This window comes from Desulfobaccales bacterium (assembly GCA_041648175.1).
Classification (GTDB): Bacteria; Desulfobacterota; Desulfobaccia; order Desulfobaccales; family 0-14-0-80-60-11; genus 0-14-0-80-60-11.
Window position 1 is genome coordinate 155,121 of the sequence record JBAZPO010000002.1, and the last position, 14,035, is coordinate 169,155.

Annotated in this window: 13 protein-coding genes; 6 read left to right on the plus strand and 7 right to left on the minus strand. The window is 57.3% G+C overall.

Annotated features, from left to right (window positions below; all coding sequences use genetic code 11):
* Positions 1–280 precede the first annotated feature (280 nt).
* The 6 genes from WC600_02725 (at position 281) to WC600_02750 (ending at position 6,363) form a co-directional block, all read left to right on the plus strand.
* The gene (locus tag WC600_02725) at positions 281–619 is read left to right on the plus strand and encodes a thioredoxin fold domain-containing protein (GenBank protein ID MFA4901639.1); all 339 of its coding nucleotides are present in this window, start codon (positions 281–283) and stop codon (positions 617–619) included.
* Between the two features lie 347 nt (positions 620–966).
* Entirely contained in the window at positions 967–1,947 is a 981-nt protein-coding gene (locus tag WC600_02730; protein MFA4901640.1) for a serine hydrolase, read from the plus strand.
* A 32-nt stretch (positions 1,948–1,979) separates the two neighbouring features.
* Complete coding sequence (locus WC600_02735; GenBank protein ID MFA4901641.1) at positions 1,980–2,279, plus strand: hypothetical protein; 300 nt, start codon at positions 1,980–1,982, stop codon at positions 2,277–2,279.
* Positions 2,280–2,486: 207 nt separating this feature from the next.
* On the plus strand, positions 2,487–3,125 hold the full coding sequence (locus tag WC600_02740; GenBank protein ID MFA4901642.1) for a hypothetical protein: 639 nt from the start codon (positions 2,487–2,489) through the stop codon (positions 3,123–3,125).
* A 1-nt stretch (position 3,126) separates the two neighbouring features.
* Positions 3,127–4,566 (plus strand): radical SAM protein, encoded by a 1,440-nt coding sequence (locus WC600_02745; protein ID MFA4901643.1) that lies wholly within the window; start codon positions 3,127–3,129, stop codon positions 4,564–4,566.
* Between the two features lie 294 nt (positions 4,567–4,860).
* Positions 4,861–6,363 carry a DUF1254 domain-containing protein gene (locus tag WC600_02750; GenBank protein ID MFA4901644.1) on the plus strand — a complete coding sequence of 501 codons (1,503 nt, stop codon included), beginning with the start codon at positions 4,861–4,863 and terminating at the stop codon, positions 6,361–6,363.
* A 495-nt stretch (positions 6,364–6,858) separates the two neighbouring features.
* Here the strand turns inward: WC600_02750 and lpxI are convergent, their stop codons facing one another.
* The 7 genes from lpxI to WC600_02785 form a co-directional block, all read right to left on the minus strand.
* Entirely contained in the window at positions 6,859–7,668 is an 810-nt protein-coding gene (gene lpxI / locus WC600_02755; GenBank protein MFA4901645.1) for a UDP-2,3-diacylglucosamine diphosphatase LpxI, read from the minus strand.
* The gene (gene lpxA, locus WC600_02760) at positions 7,637–8,446 is read right to left on the minus strand and encodes an acyl-ACP--UDP-N-acetylglucosamine O-acyltransferase (protein MFA4901646.1); all 810 of its coding nucleotides are present in this window, start codon (positions 8,444–8,446) and stop codon (positions 7,637–7,639) included. The genes lpxI and lpxA overlap by 32 nt, the downstream gene beginning before the upstream one ends.
* Before the next feature lie 2 nt (positions 8,447–8,448).
* Entirely contained in the window at positions 8,449–8,904 is a 456-nt protein-coding gene (fabZ, locus tag WC600_02765; protein ID MFA4901647.1) for a 3-hydroxyacyl-ACP dehydratase FabZ, read from the minus strand.
* Positions 8,901–9,944 (minus strand): UDP-3-O-(3-hydroxymyristoyl)glucosamine N-acyltransferase, encoded by a 1,044-nt coding sequence (lpxD, locus tag WC600_02770; protein ID MFA4901648.1) that lies wholly within the window; start codon positions 9,942–9,944, stop codon positions 8,901–8,903. The genes fabZ and lpxD overlap by 4 nt, the downstream gene beginning before the upstream one ends.
* Positions 9,945–9,975: 31 nt before the next feature.
* Positions 9,976–10,482 (minus strand): OmpH family outer membrane protein, encoded by a 507-nt coding sequence (locus WC600_02775; protein ID MFA4901649.1) that lies wholly within the window; start codon positions 10,480–10,482, stop codon positions 9,976–9,978.
* Between the two features lie 83 nt (positions 10,483–10,565).
* The gene (bamA, locus tag WC600_02780) at positions 10,566–13,223 is read right to left on the minus strand and encodes an outer membrane protein assembly factor BamA (protein MFA4901650.1); all 2,658 of its coding nucleotides are present in this window, start codon (positions 13,221–13,223) and stop codon (positions 10,566–10,568) included.
* A gap of 1 nt (position 13,224) precedes the next feature.
* Positions 13,225–13,935 (minus strand): ABC transporter ATP-binding protein, encoded by a 711-nt coding sequence (locus WC600_02785; GenBank protein MFA4901651.1) that lies wholly within the window; start codon positions 13,933–13,935, stop codon positions 13,225–13,227.
* Positions 13,936–14,035 lie beyond the last annotated feature (100 nt).

A 14,035-nucleotide genomic window follows, 5' to 3' on the forward strand; every position in this document is an offset into this window, starting at 1 on the left:
AAAAAGATACAGTTCCGTGACCTTGGCTGCTGGCAGATCCCCTCGCGGTGATATTTTTCACCGCCGAGGCGCAGAGAACGCAGAGGGGGCATATGTTGAATTAACTAAGTCGTTACGAATAAATAACTGAAAACCGCCTTGACCCTTGCCCTTTTGGGATATGCGCCTTATCGTAACCTATGGTTTAAGTGCGGGCGGGGATGGACAAATCCGGGCTGCTTCGTTAAACCCGATCCGGCCCGAAATAGGCTGAAAACCCCTAAAAGAAAGGAGAAACCTCATGGGAGAAATCAACTGGCGGGATAGCTGGGATTCGGCCCAGGAAGAGGCCCAGAAAGCGAACCGGCGCATCGTGCTGGAACTGTATATGGACGGCTGCTCTCACTGCACCCGGCTACACACCGAGACTCACGCCGACGCGGGGGTGGTGGAGAGCTTGAATTCCAAGTATGTCCCGGTACGCCTGGAGGGACGCAGTCATATGGATGTTGTGAAAAAATTCAACGTCACCGGCGCGCCCACCACTTTGGTCTTTTCGCCGGATGGCAAAGAGCTGCACCGGTTTGCGGGTTTTGTCCCCCCGGCTGATTACTTGAAGGAACTAGAGAAAACCGGTTGAGGCCCTGTGCGCTATGACCGGTTTTCCCAGCGCACCGTTTCTGTTTGGGTCATCAGCGCAGGTCCTTAAAGTCCAAAGCGACCTTCTTGTGCCATCATGAGGACCTGGCGGCCCCAGTCTCCCATGGTGGCGCGGGGTTTGATTTCCCTTGAAAGGAGTTCCAGCGGTTCAGCGAAGGCGGTGACTGTGTTTAAGCCCCCGTTCTATTAATTCATATGTACTGCGGTTTTCCGGCCGCATCGCCGCCATTCTGAGTTGCCAATCCAGGAAATTTTGATAGTATAAGGCTGCATGTTCAACCGAAGGCCCTTCGGGTCCGAAGATCATTTCTGCATGCAAGGGGCTCCATGAATTTTCGCGTCAAATTCAGCGTTACAGTTTGGGTGATTCTGGCAGTTTTGGTAATGGCAGCAGGATTGGCAGCGGGTGAGGATGAAGGCTTTAGCGTGTCCGCCCGCTCCTTTGTCATTATGGACGCCAAAACCGGCAAGATCTTATTGTCTCTCAACCCCCAGCTCTTTTTGCCGCCGGCCAGTACCCTCAAAGTTATGACTGCTTTGGGGGTAGTAGAGCACCTGAAGATGGACGACAAGGTGAACGTCAGCGCCTACGCCGCGGCAGCCCCAGCCTCCAAGATCAACATTAAGCCGGGGGAGACCTACACGGTGGAGGAGTTGCTTTACGCCCTCTTGCTGAACTCGGCCAACGACGCGGCCCGGGCCCTGGCAGAAAAGGTTTGCGGCAGTGAGCCAGCCTTTGTCCATCAACTCACCCAAGAAGTGCGCCAGTGGGGGGCCTACCGCACCGCGTGCGCCACCGCCAACGGCCTCCCCGCGGACAATCAGTACTCCACCGCCGAGGACCTGGCCAACTTGTTTCGCCGGGCCATGAGTAATCCGGAACTCGCTAAGATCATGTCCACCAAGTACCACACCATTCAGGGAGACCGGGAATTACGGAACCATAACCGCTTCCTGTTTACCACGCCCCTGGCGGTGGCGGGTAAAACCGGGTATACCCGGGCGGCCAAGCACACTTATGTGGGTCTGTTTAAGAACGGCGATAAGGAAATTATCGTCGCCATGATGGGGAGCACGAAGAAGTGGGCCGATCTGCGGCCGTTGATCGAAAAGGGCTTCGAACTCGAAGGGGCCCCCATCGCCAAGCTGCCGCCCGCGGAAGAGAAGCTCTGGTTTGCCAAGGGTAACGGCAAAGCCACCCGGGTCTCCCGGAGCCGGAAGCGGGGGTACAAAGTGGTGGCAGGTTCTGCGGGATCGGTGCCAACTAAGAAAAAATCCGCCAAGAGAAGGATGAAGAACGGGGACTAAGAATAGTCCGCGGCTTCGGAGAACCAGGCACCATGAAACCCAAAAAAGGTTTGTTCAACAAGGTGAAAAACAAGGCCACCCGGCGGAGATTCTTGGTGTCCACCATCCGCAAGGGGGACGATGTCTTTGAGACCGGCGTCTTTGTAGCCAATTTTTTCTATATCCCCCGACACTTGTCCCAGCCGGACCTGGCAGTGGAGACCAACTCCTGGGACGAGGCCTTTACCCTGCACTACAAGTTGACAGTCCGCCTTACCGAGGAGCACCCCATGCGGGTGATGCAGGATTACCTGCAGGCTGCCGAAACTACAACTGCATCCCCGCAGGATTAAGGAGTCCCCGCCGGCTTCTGGAATCCTCCCCACAAGCAGCGCATTTCATCATACCGGTCATAGCTGTAATTAATTAAAATCTCTGTCAAGTTACGGTTTGGCAAGATATTGTCGAGATTGCTTTGCCTTGACAGAATGGGAAGGGTAGTTATCTTTAAAGATTAAGGTAAAGTATCAGAAATATGTATACATAGATAGGAGGACGCCATGACGAATAAAGCGAAGGTCAGCCCTCTGGATCTGCAAAAAACCGCCGAGCTTCTTCTCGCCCGGCGAATTCAGTTGTCCGAACGTCTGAAGGAGCTCGAACGGGCGATTGATGATTTCGACCACCAGGAGCGTCGGCTACGAGCTGGGGCCAAGCCCGGGGAACAGGCCCGTCATCTGGATGAGAACTATGTGCGTCTTGTCGGCAACGCCACCAAGATGCATGCCGAGGCGGTCGGTGAGTTGTGCGAGGTGTCGGGGCTCCTCCGAGCTCTGCCCATTCGGCAGCAGCGTACGGCGGTCGATGTCAAGAAGGTGCGCGCGCTCGTCAGCCAACATAACCTGTTCGAACTGGTGCAAAGGACTCGCCAAACCCTCTACGACCAGAATGTCCTTGGTGAAACCGCATTATGCGAGGCTTGCATCACGGCCTGCACTGAGTGCGTGACCTCATGTGCCAGCTCGTGTATTACGGCCTGCACCTCTGAATGTGTCGGCGCATGTACGGCGTGTTCACCGAGCGGTGTGACGAGCTGTCTCGACACCCTTGCCATGCAGAGCCTGTTCGACAAACCGGAGAAGACCGGAGACCCGGTCGAGCTGCGGTTGTTGGCCGACCGGGTCGAGATCGAGTGGTGAGATGGCGACACTTCGTCTGCGGGCCCGGGACACTGTGCTGTGCATCTCGCCGTCCTGGAGGCTTCGAAACGACAAAGGCAGAGTGATTGCCCACAAGTATTCGACCGACGAGACGGGGTGGCACGTCCTTACCCCGGAGACGGGGATAGCGCTGGCGTTCTTCGACGGCGCCTCGACGCTCAATAGCATCGCCCAGCAGTTGCAAGAGGCCGCAGACATCTCCGAGTTGGCAGCTCGTCGAATCCTCACGCGTACCGTCGCCGCTTTCATCAAGGGCAGCGACCCGGTGCTCTGCGAGGCTCGCAATCTCGTCGCTGGCAGCTGGCCGGTCTACCGGCCCGAGGATATGATCGTGCCACCGTCTCTATTCGAGCCGGATAAGCGCCTCGACGCGCCGCTGTCATTGGTCCTTATGCCGTTTAACCAATGCCGCACCGATTGCCTATACTGCTACGCAGAACGGAAGCCCATCCCGCGTCGCAACTTGTTAAGCAGCGAGCGCTGGGCTGAGATCCTCAGCGAGGGCGCTGCCGCCGGAACAAACATCGCCGTCTTCTCCGGCGGCGATCCGATGCTATACCCCGATATCCTCGAACTGCTCGACGTTCTGATCCACTTCGACTACGCTTTTCTCGTTTCGACGAAATCGCCGGTTGACGCGTCGTTCGCCAAAGCCCTCGCCGCAGCCGGAATAGGCGACCGCTTCTTCCAGATCAGTCTCGACGCCTGGAATTCCGATCTCGCCGATTTCATGGCGGGGCAGCGGGGCTATCATCGGACGGCTGTCCGGAGCGTCGAGAATCTCGTGGCAGCCGGCATCCGGGTGCGCTTAAATGCGGTTTGCACGCCCCACAACTACAAGGACATCCCGTCTCTTTTCGAGGAGGCTCGTCACCTTGGGGTCGCTAAGGCCACTGCGGCAGGCTACGGACGGTCTATGTACCGCCATGACGATGGCAAATTCCTGACTCCTGGGCAGATGGACTGGCTGCGAAACGAGATCAGGCAGATCGATGACCGGCAAGAGGACTTCGAGGCTAGATTCAATGGCTCAGTGATCGACTACAACTTGGAGACAACCGAGGAGAAATGGGGGCGATGGTCAAATCGCTCAAGTTGCAGCGGCGGCCGCTCGTCCCTGACCATCTGCGCCGATGGACGCGTCCTTTTATGCGAGCAAATGCCTCAGCAAGACCAATATACCGTCGGCAATCTGCGCGAGCAAGGCCTGCTCGAGGTATGGAATTCACCTCGGCTCCGCGAGCTTGCCTTTCCAGGCAGGGAGCACTTTCAAAGTACGGCATGCGAGGGCTGCCCTGAGTTCGATGCTTGCCATGGCGGGCTCGGTTACTGTTTTCGAGATGCTCTCAGCGCCTATGGTTCTGTCTACCAACCCCCTCCGAACTGCCCAAAAGCTCCTCCTTCACCCCGGTTTGCATGAGTTCATCGGCTACTCGCACCGAGGGCAAGGTGGACCAAGCGGGAAGTCCACCGGCTAGCCCGCTACCTCGGAGAATGTCTCTTCCCTGCCCTCGATGGTCTTTAAAGCTACCATCACCTGACGTCGCACCATTTACGATCTAAAGCGGCCAAATCATCATTGCGGCGGGATACTGCCCTGATCAAAATGGTGGATTGAGTGCGGTGGCCACTGCTTTTTCTCTTTTTTCAAATAACTGGACTTGCTCCTCTGTAGTGAATTACAATCACCCCAACAGAATAGGAGGAGGAAACGATGCAGGTAAGACCATTGGTCCTCACGCTTTTGGGACTTGTCCCGGCCATTATGCTGGTGACGCTGCCGGGCCTGGCCCAGCAAGCTGCGTCCCCCAGCGCTCCCGCTTCGAAGCAAGAGGACCGAATGCTGGCCCCGGGCGAGGTGACAGCCTTGAAGGAATGGACCTACTCTCTGGCCGTCCAGGCCGCTACCTGGGGTGGGCCGCTCGTCACTATGTACAGCCTGCGTTACAACGATGCCGTGGGGGCGAAGGCCAAAGCGCGGCCGAACCAAATCTGGCGCATGGAGAATATTTCCACCCCGGAGTTGTCCAAGGAAGCGGGCTATGTCACCCCAAACGTCAATACGGTCTACGGCTTTGGTTTTATGGACCTGAGCCGGGAACCCATCATCCTGAGTGTGCCTGACTCCCAAGGCCTCTATTATATGGTCGAAATCGTGGATATGTGGACCAACGCCTTCGCCACCATCGGCGGGAAGGCCACCGGCTATAAGGGCGGCAAGTTTGCCCTGGTGGGTCCGGGTTGGCAGGGCAAACTGCCCAAGGGCCTTAAACGCATCGATTGCCCGACACCCTGGATTTTGCTGCAACCCCGGGTGCATCTCTACGTGAAGGGTAAGGTGGATTTGGCCAGGGCCAGGCAGGTGCTCGATGAAATCAAGCCGCTGGGCCTGGCGGAATTTAAGGGCAAAAAGGCCCCAGCCGCGCCCAAGTACGACTATCCGGCGCCGGATTATGCGAATCCGGATCTGCCTGTGAGTGCTCTGGAATTTAAAGATCCGCTGCAGTTCTGGGAATTATTCTCGCAAGCCTTGAACGAAAACCCGCCGCCGCAAGATCAGATAACCGCGCTGCTGCCGATGTTTAAGCCCCTGGGTCTCGAACTCGGCAAGCCCTGGGATCGCACCAAGCTGCCCGCCGTGGTAGTCGAAGCGATGCAAGAAGGGGCTAAAAATATTGGGCCGATGTTGGCCAGTCAGCCCATCGGCACCTTTTATCAAGGGGCCTTCATCCCCCCGCCGACCATCGGCAATTCTGGCACGGACTATCGGACCCGGGCCATTGTGGCCCGCGTCGGCCTGACCGCCAACACGCCCGATGAAGCGATCTACTGGATGTATCCCCTGGACAGTGAAAGAAATTACCTGACCGGCGCCAAGCAATACGCCATGACCTTTAAGGAGGGACTGCCCTACATCCCGCCCGGCTTCTGGTCGCTGACGATCTATGATGCCAAGAACAATTACACCATCTTAAACCCCCTCAACCGTTATATGTTGGGGAGCGATACCCCGGGGATGAAGAAAAACCCGGACGGTTCCTTTACCATTTACATCCAGAAGGATAACCCCGGCCCTGACAAAGAAGCCAACTGGCTGCCTGCGGGCGACGGACCATTCTACTTGATTGTGCGCTCCTATGCACCCACGCAGCAGGCGCTGGATATCCTGACCAACGTCAAGGCCTGGCCGGTACCGGCAGTGGTTCCGGTAAAATAAGCCCTGAGCGCTGGTATTTCGCTTTCAAGCCCTGGGAATTCTTGGTGCGGCGTTGATGTTACTCGCCCTGCTGATTCGTCAGTCCATCAAACGCGAGCCAGGCGGCACTGCCGGCAACCAGCGCCCTTGATAGAATCCCTCGCTTTGTCGAGCTATCTGGCACCGAGTTGCGTTCAAAGGCCTATTATTGGCAGGCGCAGGCTTTAGCCTGCGCCTGCACAGGCGAGACGCCTATGCCACCATTTGGATGCGAATTAGTATGAGAGGCGGGCATTTATACTCATTGCCAAAAGAGCCTCTTGCAAAAATGCCGAGCATTATAGCAGCAGGCTTTGCCGTGAAAATCCAAATCCCCCTAAATCCCCCTTTTCCAAAGGGGGACTTTTTACCACCATCCCGCAAGATTATCCGGTTTCGGACACGGAGGTTCAACCGGCGCCTCATACCAAAGTTACGCTCGCAGGGAAACTCTTGTAACGATTGTACCTCGCCCGGCTACTCATCAAGGCCCCAGATCGCTATCTTGGCCCGGTTGGCAATCTCCTGCATCTCGTCGCGGTTGAACATCAGGGTCTTGCCGGCTTCGATGGCCAGCACCGCGGCCTTGACCTCCCGCATGGTGTTTATGGTGTCCAGGCCCACCGCGGGCACGTCAAACCGCAAGTCCTGGCCGGGCTTGCTCACCTTGACCACCACAGCGCCGGGGCCGGCCAGAACCCCACCCCGGCGGATGGTTTCGTCAGTGCCCTCGATGGTCTCCAGGGCCACCACCATCTGACGCCGCACCACTACGCACTGGCCGATGTCCAGGCGGCCCAGCTCCTTGGCCGCCCGCAATCCCAAACTGATGTCCTCCAGCTCTGCTTGGTTGGGAGCGTGGCGGGAGAGCTTGCCAGCGGTGGCCATGAGGTCATCCAGGAAGAGGGTGGAGGGGGCGATGGTGATGCCTTCGGACTCCAGCTCAGCAGCCACGGCCCGCAGCAGGCGGTCATCTTGACCAGCGCCGGCCCGGCGGACGACGCTCAAGGCCCGCCAATCCGGACGGAATTCTTTGAAGAGGCGCCCCCGGCTAATGCCGCCGGCCATGACCGCCTGCCGGACTCCGGCTGCCTTGAAGATGCGGATGATTTTGCCCAATTGGCCCACGTAAATCCAATGGAACTCGTGAACCAGGGATTCCAGGGCCGGGTCGGTCTCACCCCGGTGGGCCACAACGATGACTTGGACGCCCTGCTGCCTGGCGGCCTGAGCAAACAGGAGGGGGAACTGGCCCTTACCCGCGATTAAGCCGATGTTCTCGGACATCCGCCGGGAGCAGGCCCCGATCCGAAGACTCCAAAAAAACCAGGAGGTGCTGGATTTCCGGAGTTTGGGGCAATTCTTTTTTGATTCTGTTGATGGCTTCTTTCTGATTCAAATCAGACAGGAACAGGAGTTCGTAGGCCCGCTTCAAGGGCTGGAGTAAGCTATCCGTAAAACCGTGCCGCTTTAAGCCCACCAGGTTGAGACCTACCAGTTTGGCCCGGTTGCCCACTGCCATGGCATATGGCGGGACGTCCCGATGTACAGCGGAACACCCGCCTACAAAGGCGTGGCGGCCGATATGGCAAAACTGGTGCACAGCCGAAAGCCCCCCAAGGATGGCGTAGTCCTCGACGATAATATGTCCCCCCAGAGTGGCGGCGTTTGACATGATCACGCCATTGCCCACCTGGCAGTCGTGGGCCACGTGGGTGTAGGCCATAAACAGATTGCCGTGGCCGACGCGGGTGATTCCGCCACCGTCGGTTGTACCCCGGTGCAGCGTCGCAAACTCCCGGATGGTGTTGCCGTCGCCGATGAGCAGGTGCGTTTCCTCCCCCTGAAATTTCAAATCCTGGGGAATTTCGCCGATAACTGCAAATTGGAAGATCTCGCACTTAGCTCCGATGGTAGTGAAGTCCCGAATCACCACGTGGGGGCCGATGTGGGTGTCGTGGCCGATTTTTACCCGGCCTTGGATGATACTATAGGGTCCAACGGTGACCCCCTCAGCCAGCTCCACGGTCTGGTCTATCAGGGCAGTGGGGTGGATTTCGGCCATCCTCATCCCTCCCCTTGACCCACTGCGGCCATGAGTTCCCCTTCGGCCACCAGGGTCTGTTCCACAAAGGCCTGGGCCTTCATCTTCCAAAACTTCTTGCCGCCGCGCAGGGATTCCACCTCGATGCGTAATTGGTCTCCCGGAATCACCGGCTGGCGAAAGCGCATCTTGTCCAGGCCCAGGAGAAAAAGGGAGGAATTACCCTGGTGTTCCGGGACGGACAGGAGGGCCAGGATGCCCCCCACCTGGGCCATGGCCTCCGCAATGAGAACGCCAGGCATGATGGGGCGGCCGGGGAAATGCCCCTGAAAAAAGGGCTCGTTGGCACTGACATTTTTCACCCCCACCACGCGTTTGCCCAACTCCAGGCTGATGATGCGGTCCACCAGCAGAAAGGGGTAGCGATGAGGGAGAAGCCGTTGAATTTCATCTATGGATAGGGTCTGAGGCGCGGTCATGATTCCGGCTCCTGCTTCAGTTGGGCTGCGAGTTCTATGACGCGCTGTTCCAGTTGCTTAAGCCTCCGGTAAATGTCCGGCAATTTTGGGATATGCCCCATTTGCTGGAGCCATTCCCGTTGCGGCCGCGTCGGGGAGCCGGAGACTATCTGGCCTGCAGGGATGGAGTGGTGCACCCCGGATTGGGCGCCCACCTGGACCCCATCTCCCACTTCAAGGTGGCCGGCCACACCCACCTGTCCCGCCAAGACTACACCCTTTCCCAATTTGGTGGACCCGGATATCCCCACCTGGGCCACCAGTAGGGAATAGTCTCCCACCTGGACGTTGTGGGCCAGGTGCACCAGGTTGTCCATCTTGACACCTTGCCCCACACGGGTGGCACCCAGGGCTCCCCGGTCAATGGTACAATTGGCCCCGATCTCCACGTCGTCTGCGATGATAACGGTGCCCAGTTGGGGAATCTTCACGTGGCCCGCGTCTGACGGCACAAACCCGAAGCCGTCGGAGCCGATCACCGTGCCGCTGTGAATGATGCACCGCGCGCCCACTGTACACCGCTCCCTTATGGTGACGTTGGGATAGACCAGGGTGTCGACGTCGATTTTGACTTCTTCGCCGATGACGCAGCCAGGCATGATGATGACCCGGTCGCCCAATTCGGCGCCAGCCCCGATAAAGGCCAGGGGCGCGATGGAGACTTCCTGGCCCAGTTTGACTCCCTCTCCCAGATAGGCCAGATCGCTGACCCCGGGCCAACGCCGCAAGGGAGGCGCAAAGAGGGCCGCTACCCTGGCATAGGCCAGATAAGGATGGGGCACGATGATCAGGGGCCGCGGTAGCTCGGCATATTCCCGGGAGACGATGAAGGCCGCGGCCCGGCTCTGATCCACCAGGCGGGTGAAGCGCTTCTGGGCGATGAAGGTAATCTCCCGGTCAGTGGCCTGATCTATGGGGGCAATGCCCTCAATGACAAGATCGGCCGGTCCGTGGAGTTCTCCTCCCAGGAAGACCGCCAGTTCGCCCAGAGTGCGTGTCATGAAACCTTTAGGGGTCGAAGTAGTGCGCCTCTTAGAATTTGCTGCGCACCTTATCGGTAATATCTAGCTTGGGATCCATATACAGCAGCCCGGAATTGCGCTTGTCCAGGACGAGATCCAGCTTTTCCGCCGCGGCCACGCCTTTCACCGCGGTTTCCAATTTTTGGAACAACGGCTTGAGTTGCTCTTCCTGGTACTGTGACAGTTGTTTTTCAGCGTCGGCGCCTTGACGCTGAAACTCCTGCATCTTCTTTTCCAGCTCTTCGCCCTTTTTCTTGCGGGCGTCTTCTTTCATCATGCCCGCCTGTTTCTGAAATTCTTCGACTTGCTTTGCCAGCTCCTGACGCCTCTGGGCAAACGGCTTACCTAATTCTTCGGACTTACGTTTGATGCTGTCCTGGACCCGCTTCCCGTCGGCGGATTTGGAGACGACATCCATACCGTCGACCACGCCAACCTTGAATTCAGCGTGCGCCGCGCAGAGCGGCGTCAAAATCAAAGCCGCAGTTATCAAAAGCCCCACACCCACTTTAGACATGCAAACCTCCTGAGTTTCTCGTACTAAAATGATTCCCCGGCGGCTACCTAACCAGGGAAGTTGTCCTCATCATGCTCAGGGCTCTAGAAAGTGCCGCCCATGGTGAATTCCCAGGCACTGGAACGTTCCCAGGGATGTTTCGATAGATTATAACCCCATTCCACCCGCAGTGGCCCCATTGGGGAGAACCAGCGGAAACCGACTCCGGCAGTTGTCCGTAAAAAGGGGCCAACTTCATTGGGACCGTAGACGTTACCAGCATCAACAAAGACCGTCCCCGAGAGGCCCATCTTTTTGTACAGGGGAAACCTGAACTCAGTGTTAAGTTGCAGGAAGCGCGGGCCACCGATGCGTTCATTGGTGGCCGGGTCACGGGGGCTGATCTCAGCATATTTAAAGCCCCGGATGGTGTCAATACCACCCAAGTAGAACAGCTCGTAAGCCGGCATTGCACCCCAGTGCAACTTGTTCATCCCGCCGGCCCGGCCATGGAGCACGCCGACACAATCCCATTTAAGCGGAAAATACCAGCCGGTTTCAGCAATGTAGCGCACAAAGGCCGTATCGCCTCCCAACCCCGCCATCTCAATCGAGGCGCTGTTATCCGAACCTCGGGTGGGGGCAAACGTGGAATCCCGGGAATCCCGCCGCACTATGAATGAGGTGGCGCTGGTATTATGGATCGTCGCAGCCTGCTGCAGGGTCTCCGAGGCATTGGGCACCAGGTCCTGTAATTGGACGTTCTCAAACCGATACATCCAGAAAAGGCGGGTATACTTCCATTTAAGGGGGTGACTCAGGCGTAAAACGCCACCCTGACTGACCCGGGTGTATTCGCTGTATTCCCGCTCCCAGTTAAAGGCGTCGATCCCCAGACTCAAAGGCCGGTCAAAAAGGTAAGGCTCCACAAAAGAGGCCCGAATCCGATGGGAAATCGTACCGATAACCCCTTCAACTTTGACTTGCTGGCCTCGCCCGAACAGGTTGTTTTGGCTGATCGTCACCATCCCCACGGCGCGGTCCTGGGTACTGTAACCCGCTCCAAGACCGAAGGTGCCAGTAGGCCGCTCCTTGACGGTAATCTTCAGGTTCATGTGGTTGGGAGCGCTCCCCGGAGTGGTGGAGAAATTCACATCTTCAAAATATTCCAAGCGCCGCAGATTCTTGATGCTTTCTTTGAGACTGGTGGCGCTGAAGAGTTCCTGTTCGTAGACCCGCAGTTCCCGCCGGATCACTTTGTCCCGGGTCTTGATGTTGCCGGCGATATCGATACGTTCGAAATAGACCTTTTGGCCTTGATGGATGTCGAAGGTGACATCCACGGTTAAATTTTGTTCGTTCTCCTTAATCAGGGGCACGATGTCGGCGTTGGCATAGCCGTGGTCCGCGTAGAAATCAGCCAGGATGGTAAGATCTTCCTGCAACTGCTCCCGGCTATAGACCGGCGCTTTAGGAGTCTTCAGCATATCCAGGATCTTGGCCTTGTCTTCCAGGAGGTCACCGGTTAAATCGATCTTACCTACATGGTATTCAGGCCCCTCTTGAATGGGAATAGTGACATAAATCCAATTGCCCTTAATGTCTACTTTGGGTTCCCCGACTTTGGCCTTGATATAGCCATGGTTATAATAAAACGAGGAGACTTTTTCCAGGTCCCGTTCCAAAGTGTCCTTATTCAGCTTACCTGACCCAGTGATTAACGAGACGAGGTAAAAGCCCCGTTCTTTGGTTTCCATCACCTTCCGGAGTTCCTTGGAGCTGAAGGCCTTGTTGCCTTCGAATTCGATATCTTTGATGGCCATCTTGCCGCCTTCATTGACATTGAGCACCAGGTTAACTTCGTGTTCGCCCGCGGGCACCAGGTTATAGGAAATATTGGCTTCGTAATAGCCCTTCTCCCGATACAACTGCTGGACTTTGTTGATGTCTTCCTTGATAGCGCCTTCCGAGGCTACCGAGAAGGGTTTGAGGGCCATAACCTCTATGATCTTATCTTTTTTGATCTTCCGGTTGCCTTCCACCTGGATCTCCCGGATGGAGGGCTTTTCCTTCACCAGGACGGTGAGCACCCGGCCTTCCGGGGTATCACCGATATCCATCCGGACGTCGGTGAAATAACCCATCTTGTAGATGGCTTTCAAATCCTCGCGCACGTGGGCCGGAGACAGGGTTTCCCCTTCCCGGGTCTGCATCGTTCCCAGGATGGCGTCCCGTTCGATGCGGCGGTTTCCCTTGATAACAATGTGGGCAATCTTCTCCTTACCCAGAATCTTCAGGCTCAGTTCCTGGGCCGCCTGACGAGAAAGGCCGCTTATGGATTTGAGCCCTGTCCCTTGCAGCTTTAAGGCAGTGACCGGCATCTTGCCGGTCAGGTCCAGGAGGCGGGCGTCCAAAGAGAGGGCGTCTCCCACCTTGATCAAGGTTCCCCAGATCACGAGGTCTGCCCCCAGTTTCCGGCCGATCTGCTGGGCTGAACCGTCATTCAAGGGTTCCGACAGTTGGGAGATTTCCTTGGCAAGGGCTTCCGGGGCAATGAGGGTGAAGCCGTCGGTCTTCAAACGGTCCTGGATTTCCTGGCTGATCTTTTGCCCCAGGTGTTCCAGCGGTTCTTTACTGTTGATAATAAAAGGGAAAACAGCAACCTTTTTGAAAACCAATTCCTGCTCCTGGGCCAGGGTTGGTCCGGAGGAAGCCAGAGCCAATACCACCAGGAGGAATGCTGCAATCAGGCTTCGAGCCACTTTATTCTCCATGTAGAGTTACTGCTTTGCCTTCCAACAAAGTGATCTGCCGATCCAGGGCCCGGGCCATCTCCAAGTTGTGGGTGACGATGACCGAAGTGAGGCCGCGTTCCCGGTTCAGTTCCAGGATGAGCTCCTGCACCCGGCCTCCGCTTTTGGGGTCCAGGTTACCGGTGGGTTCATCGGCCAGGAGCACCTCCGGCCCCAGCACCAGGGCCCGGGCCACGGCCACCCGCTGTTGTTCGCCGCCGGACAGGGTGGAGACCCGGTGGGTCAAACGGTCCTTAAGCCCCACCCGCACCAGGATCGCCTCGGCCTGCTCACGGGCCACCGCTTTTGGCAGCCGCGCGATGAGCGCCGGCATCATCACATTTTCCAGGGCATTGAATTCGGCCAGTAGATGGTGAAATTGAAACACGAACCCGACCTTGTGATTACGAAAGGCTGCCAGGGAACGGTCATCCAGGGCGAAGACGTCCTGGCCTTCCCATAGCACGGTTCCGGCGCTGGGGCGCTCCAGGGTCCCCAGGATGTGTAGCAGCGTCGATTTTCCTACGCCCGACGCCCCTACCACCGCCAGGGTCTCACCCGAGCGGATATCCAGGTCTACCCTGGTGAGCACCTCCACCTGGTTGCCATTGTGGCGGAAGATTTTGGCCAGGCCGCGGATTTCCACCTTCACGGGAGTCTGAGGGTTTGCCTGCTTTGTCATTGCGTTCCCAAACGGTAAGCCACCTTATCACTTTCCCCAAGGAGCGTCAATGCAGGTTTTCGTTTTAAGCTGTTGGTTCACAGCGCCGCACTTCCTGGTT

Excerpts from the sequence above, each read along its gene's own strand:
- fabZ (MFA4901647.1), bottom strand. The coding sequence starts at position 8,904 with ATGACCGCGCCTCAGACCCTATCCATAGATGAAATTCAACGGCTTCTC.
- WC600_02730 (MFA4901640.1), top strand. The coding sequence starts at position 967 with ATGAATTTTCGCGTCAAATTCAGCGTTACAGTTTGGGTGATTCTGGCA.
- lpxI (MFA4901645.1), bottom strand. The coding sequence starts at position 7,668 with ATGTCCGAGAACATCGGCTTAATCGCGGGTAAGGGCCAGTTCCCCCTC.
- WC600_02740 (MFA4901642.1), top strand. The coding sequence starts at position 2,487 with ATGACGAATAAAGCGAAGGTCAGCCCTCTGGATCTGCAAAAAACCGCC.
- WC600_02785 (MFA4901651.1), bottom strand. The coding sequence starts at position 13,935 with ATGACAAAGCAGGCAAACCCTCAGACTCCCGTGAAGGTGGAAATCCGC.
- WC600_02735 (MFA4901641.1), top strand. The coding sequence starts at position 1,980 with ATGAAACCCAAAAAAGGTTTGTTCAACAAGGTGAAAAACAAGGCCACC.
- WC600_02745 (MFA4901643.1), top strand. The coding sequence starts at position 3,127 with ATGGCGACACTTCGTCTGCGGGCCCGGGACACTGTGCTGTGCATCTCG.
- WC600_02775 (MFA4901649.1), bottom strand. The coding sequence starts at position 10,482 with ATGTCTAAAGTGGGTGTGGGGCTTTTGATAACTGCGGCTTTGATTTTG.
- lpxD (MFA4901648.1), bottom strand. The coding sequence starts at position 9,944 with ATGACACGCACTCTGGGCGAACTGGCGGTCTTCCTGGGAGGAGAACTC.
- WC600_02725 (MFA4901639.1), top strand. The coding sequence starts at position 281 with ATGGGAGAAATCAACTGGCGGGATAGCTGGGATTCGGCCCAGGAAGAG.
- WC600_02750 (MFA4901644.1), top strand. The coding sequence starts at position 4,861 with ATGCAGGTAAGACCATTGGTCCTCACGCTTTTGGGACTTGTCCCGGCC.
- lpxA (MFA4901646.1), bottom strand. The coding sequence starts at position 8,446 with ATGGCCGAAATCCACCCCACTGCCCTGATAGACCAGACCGTGGAGCTG.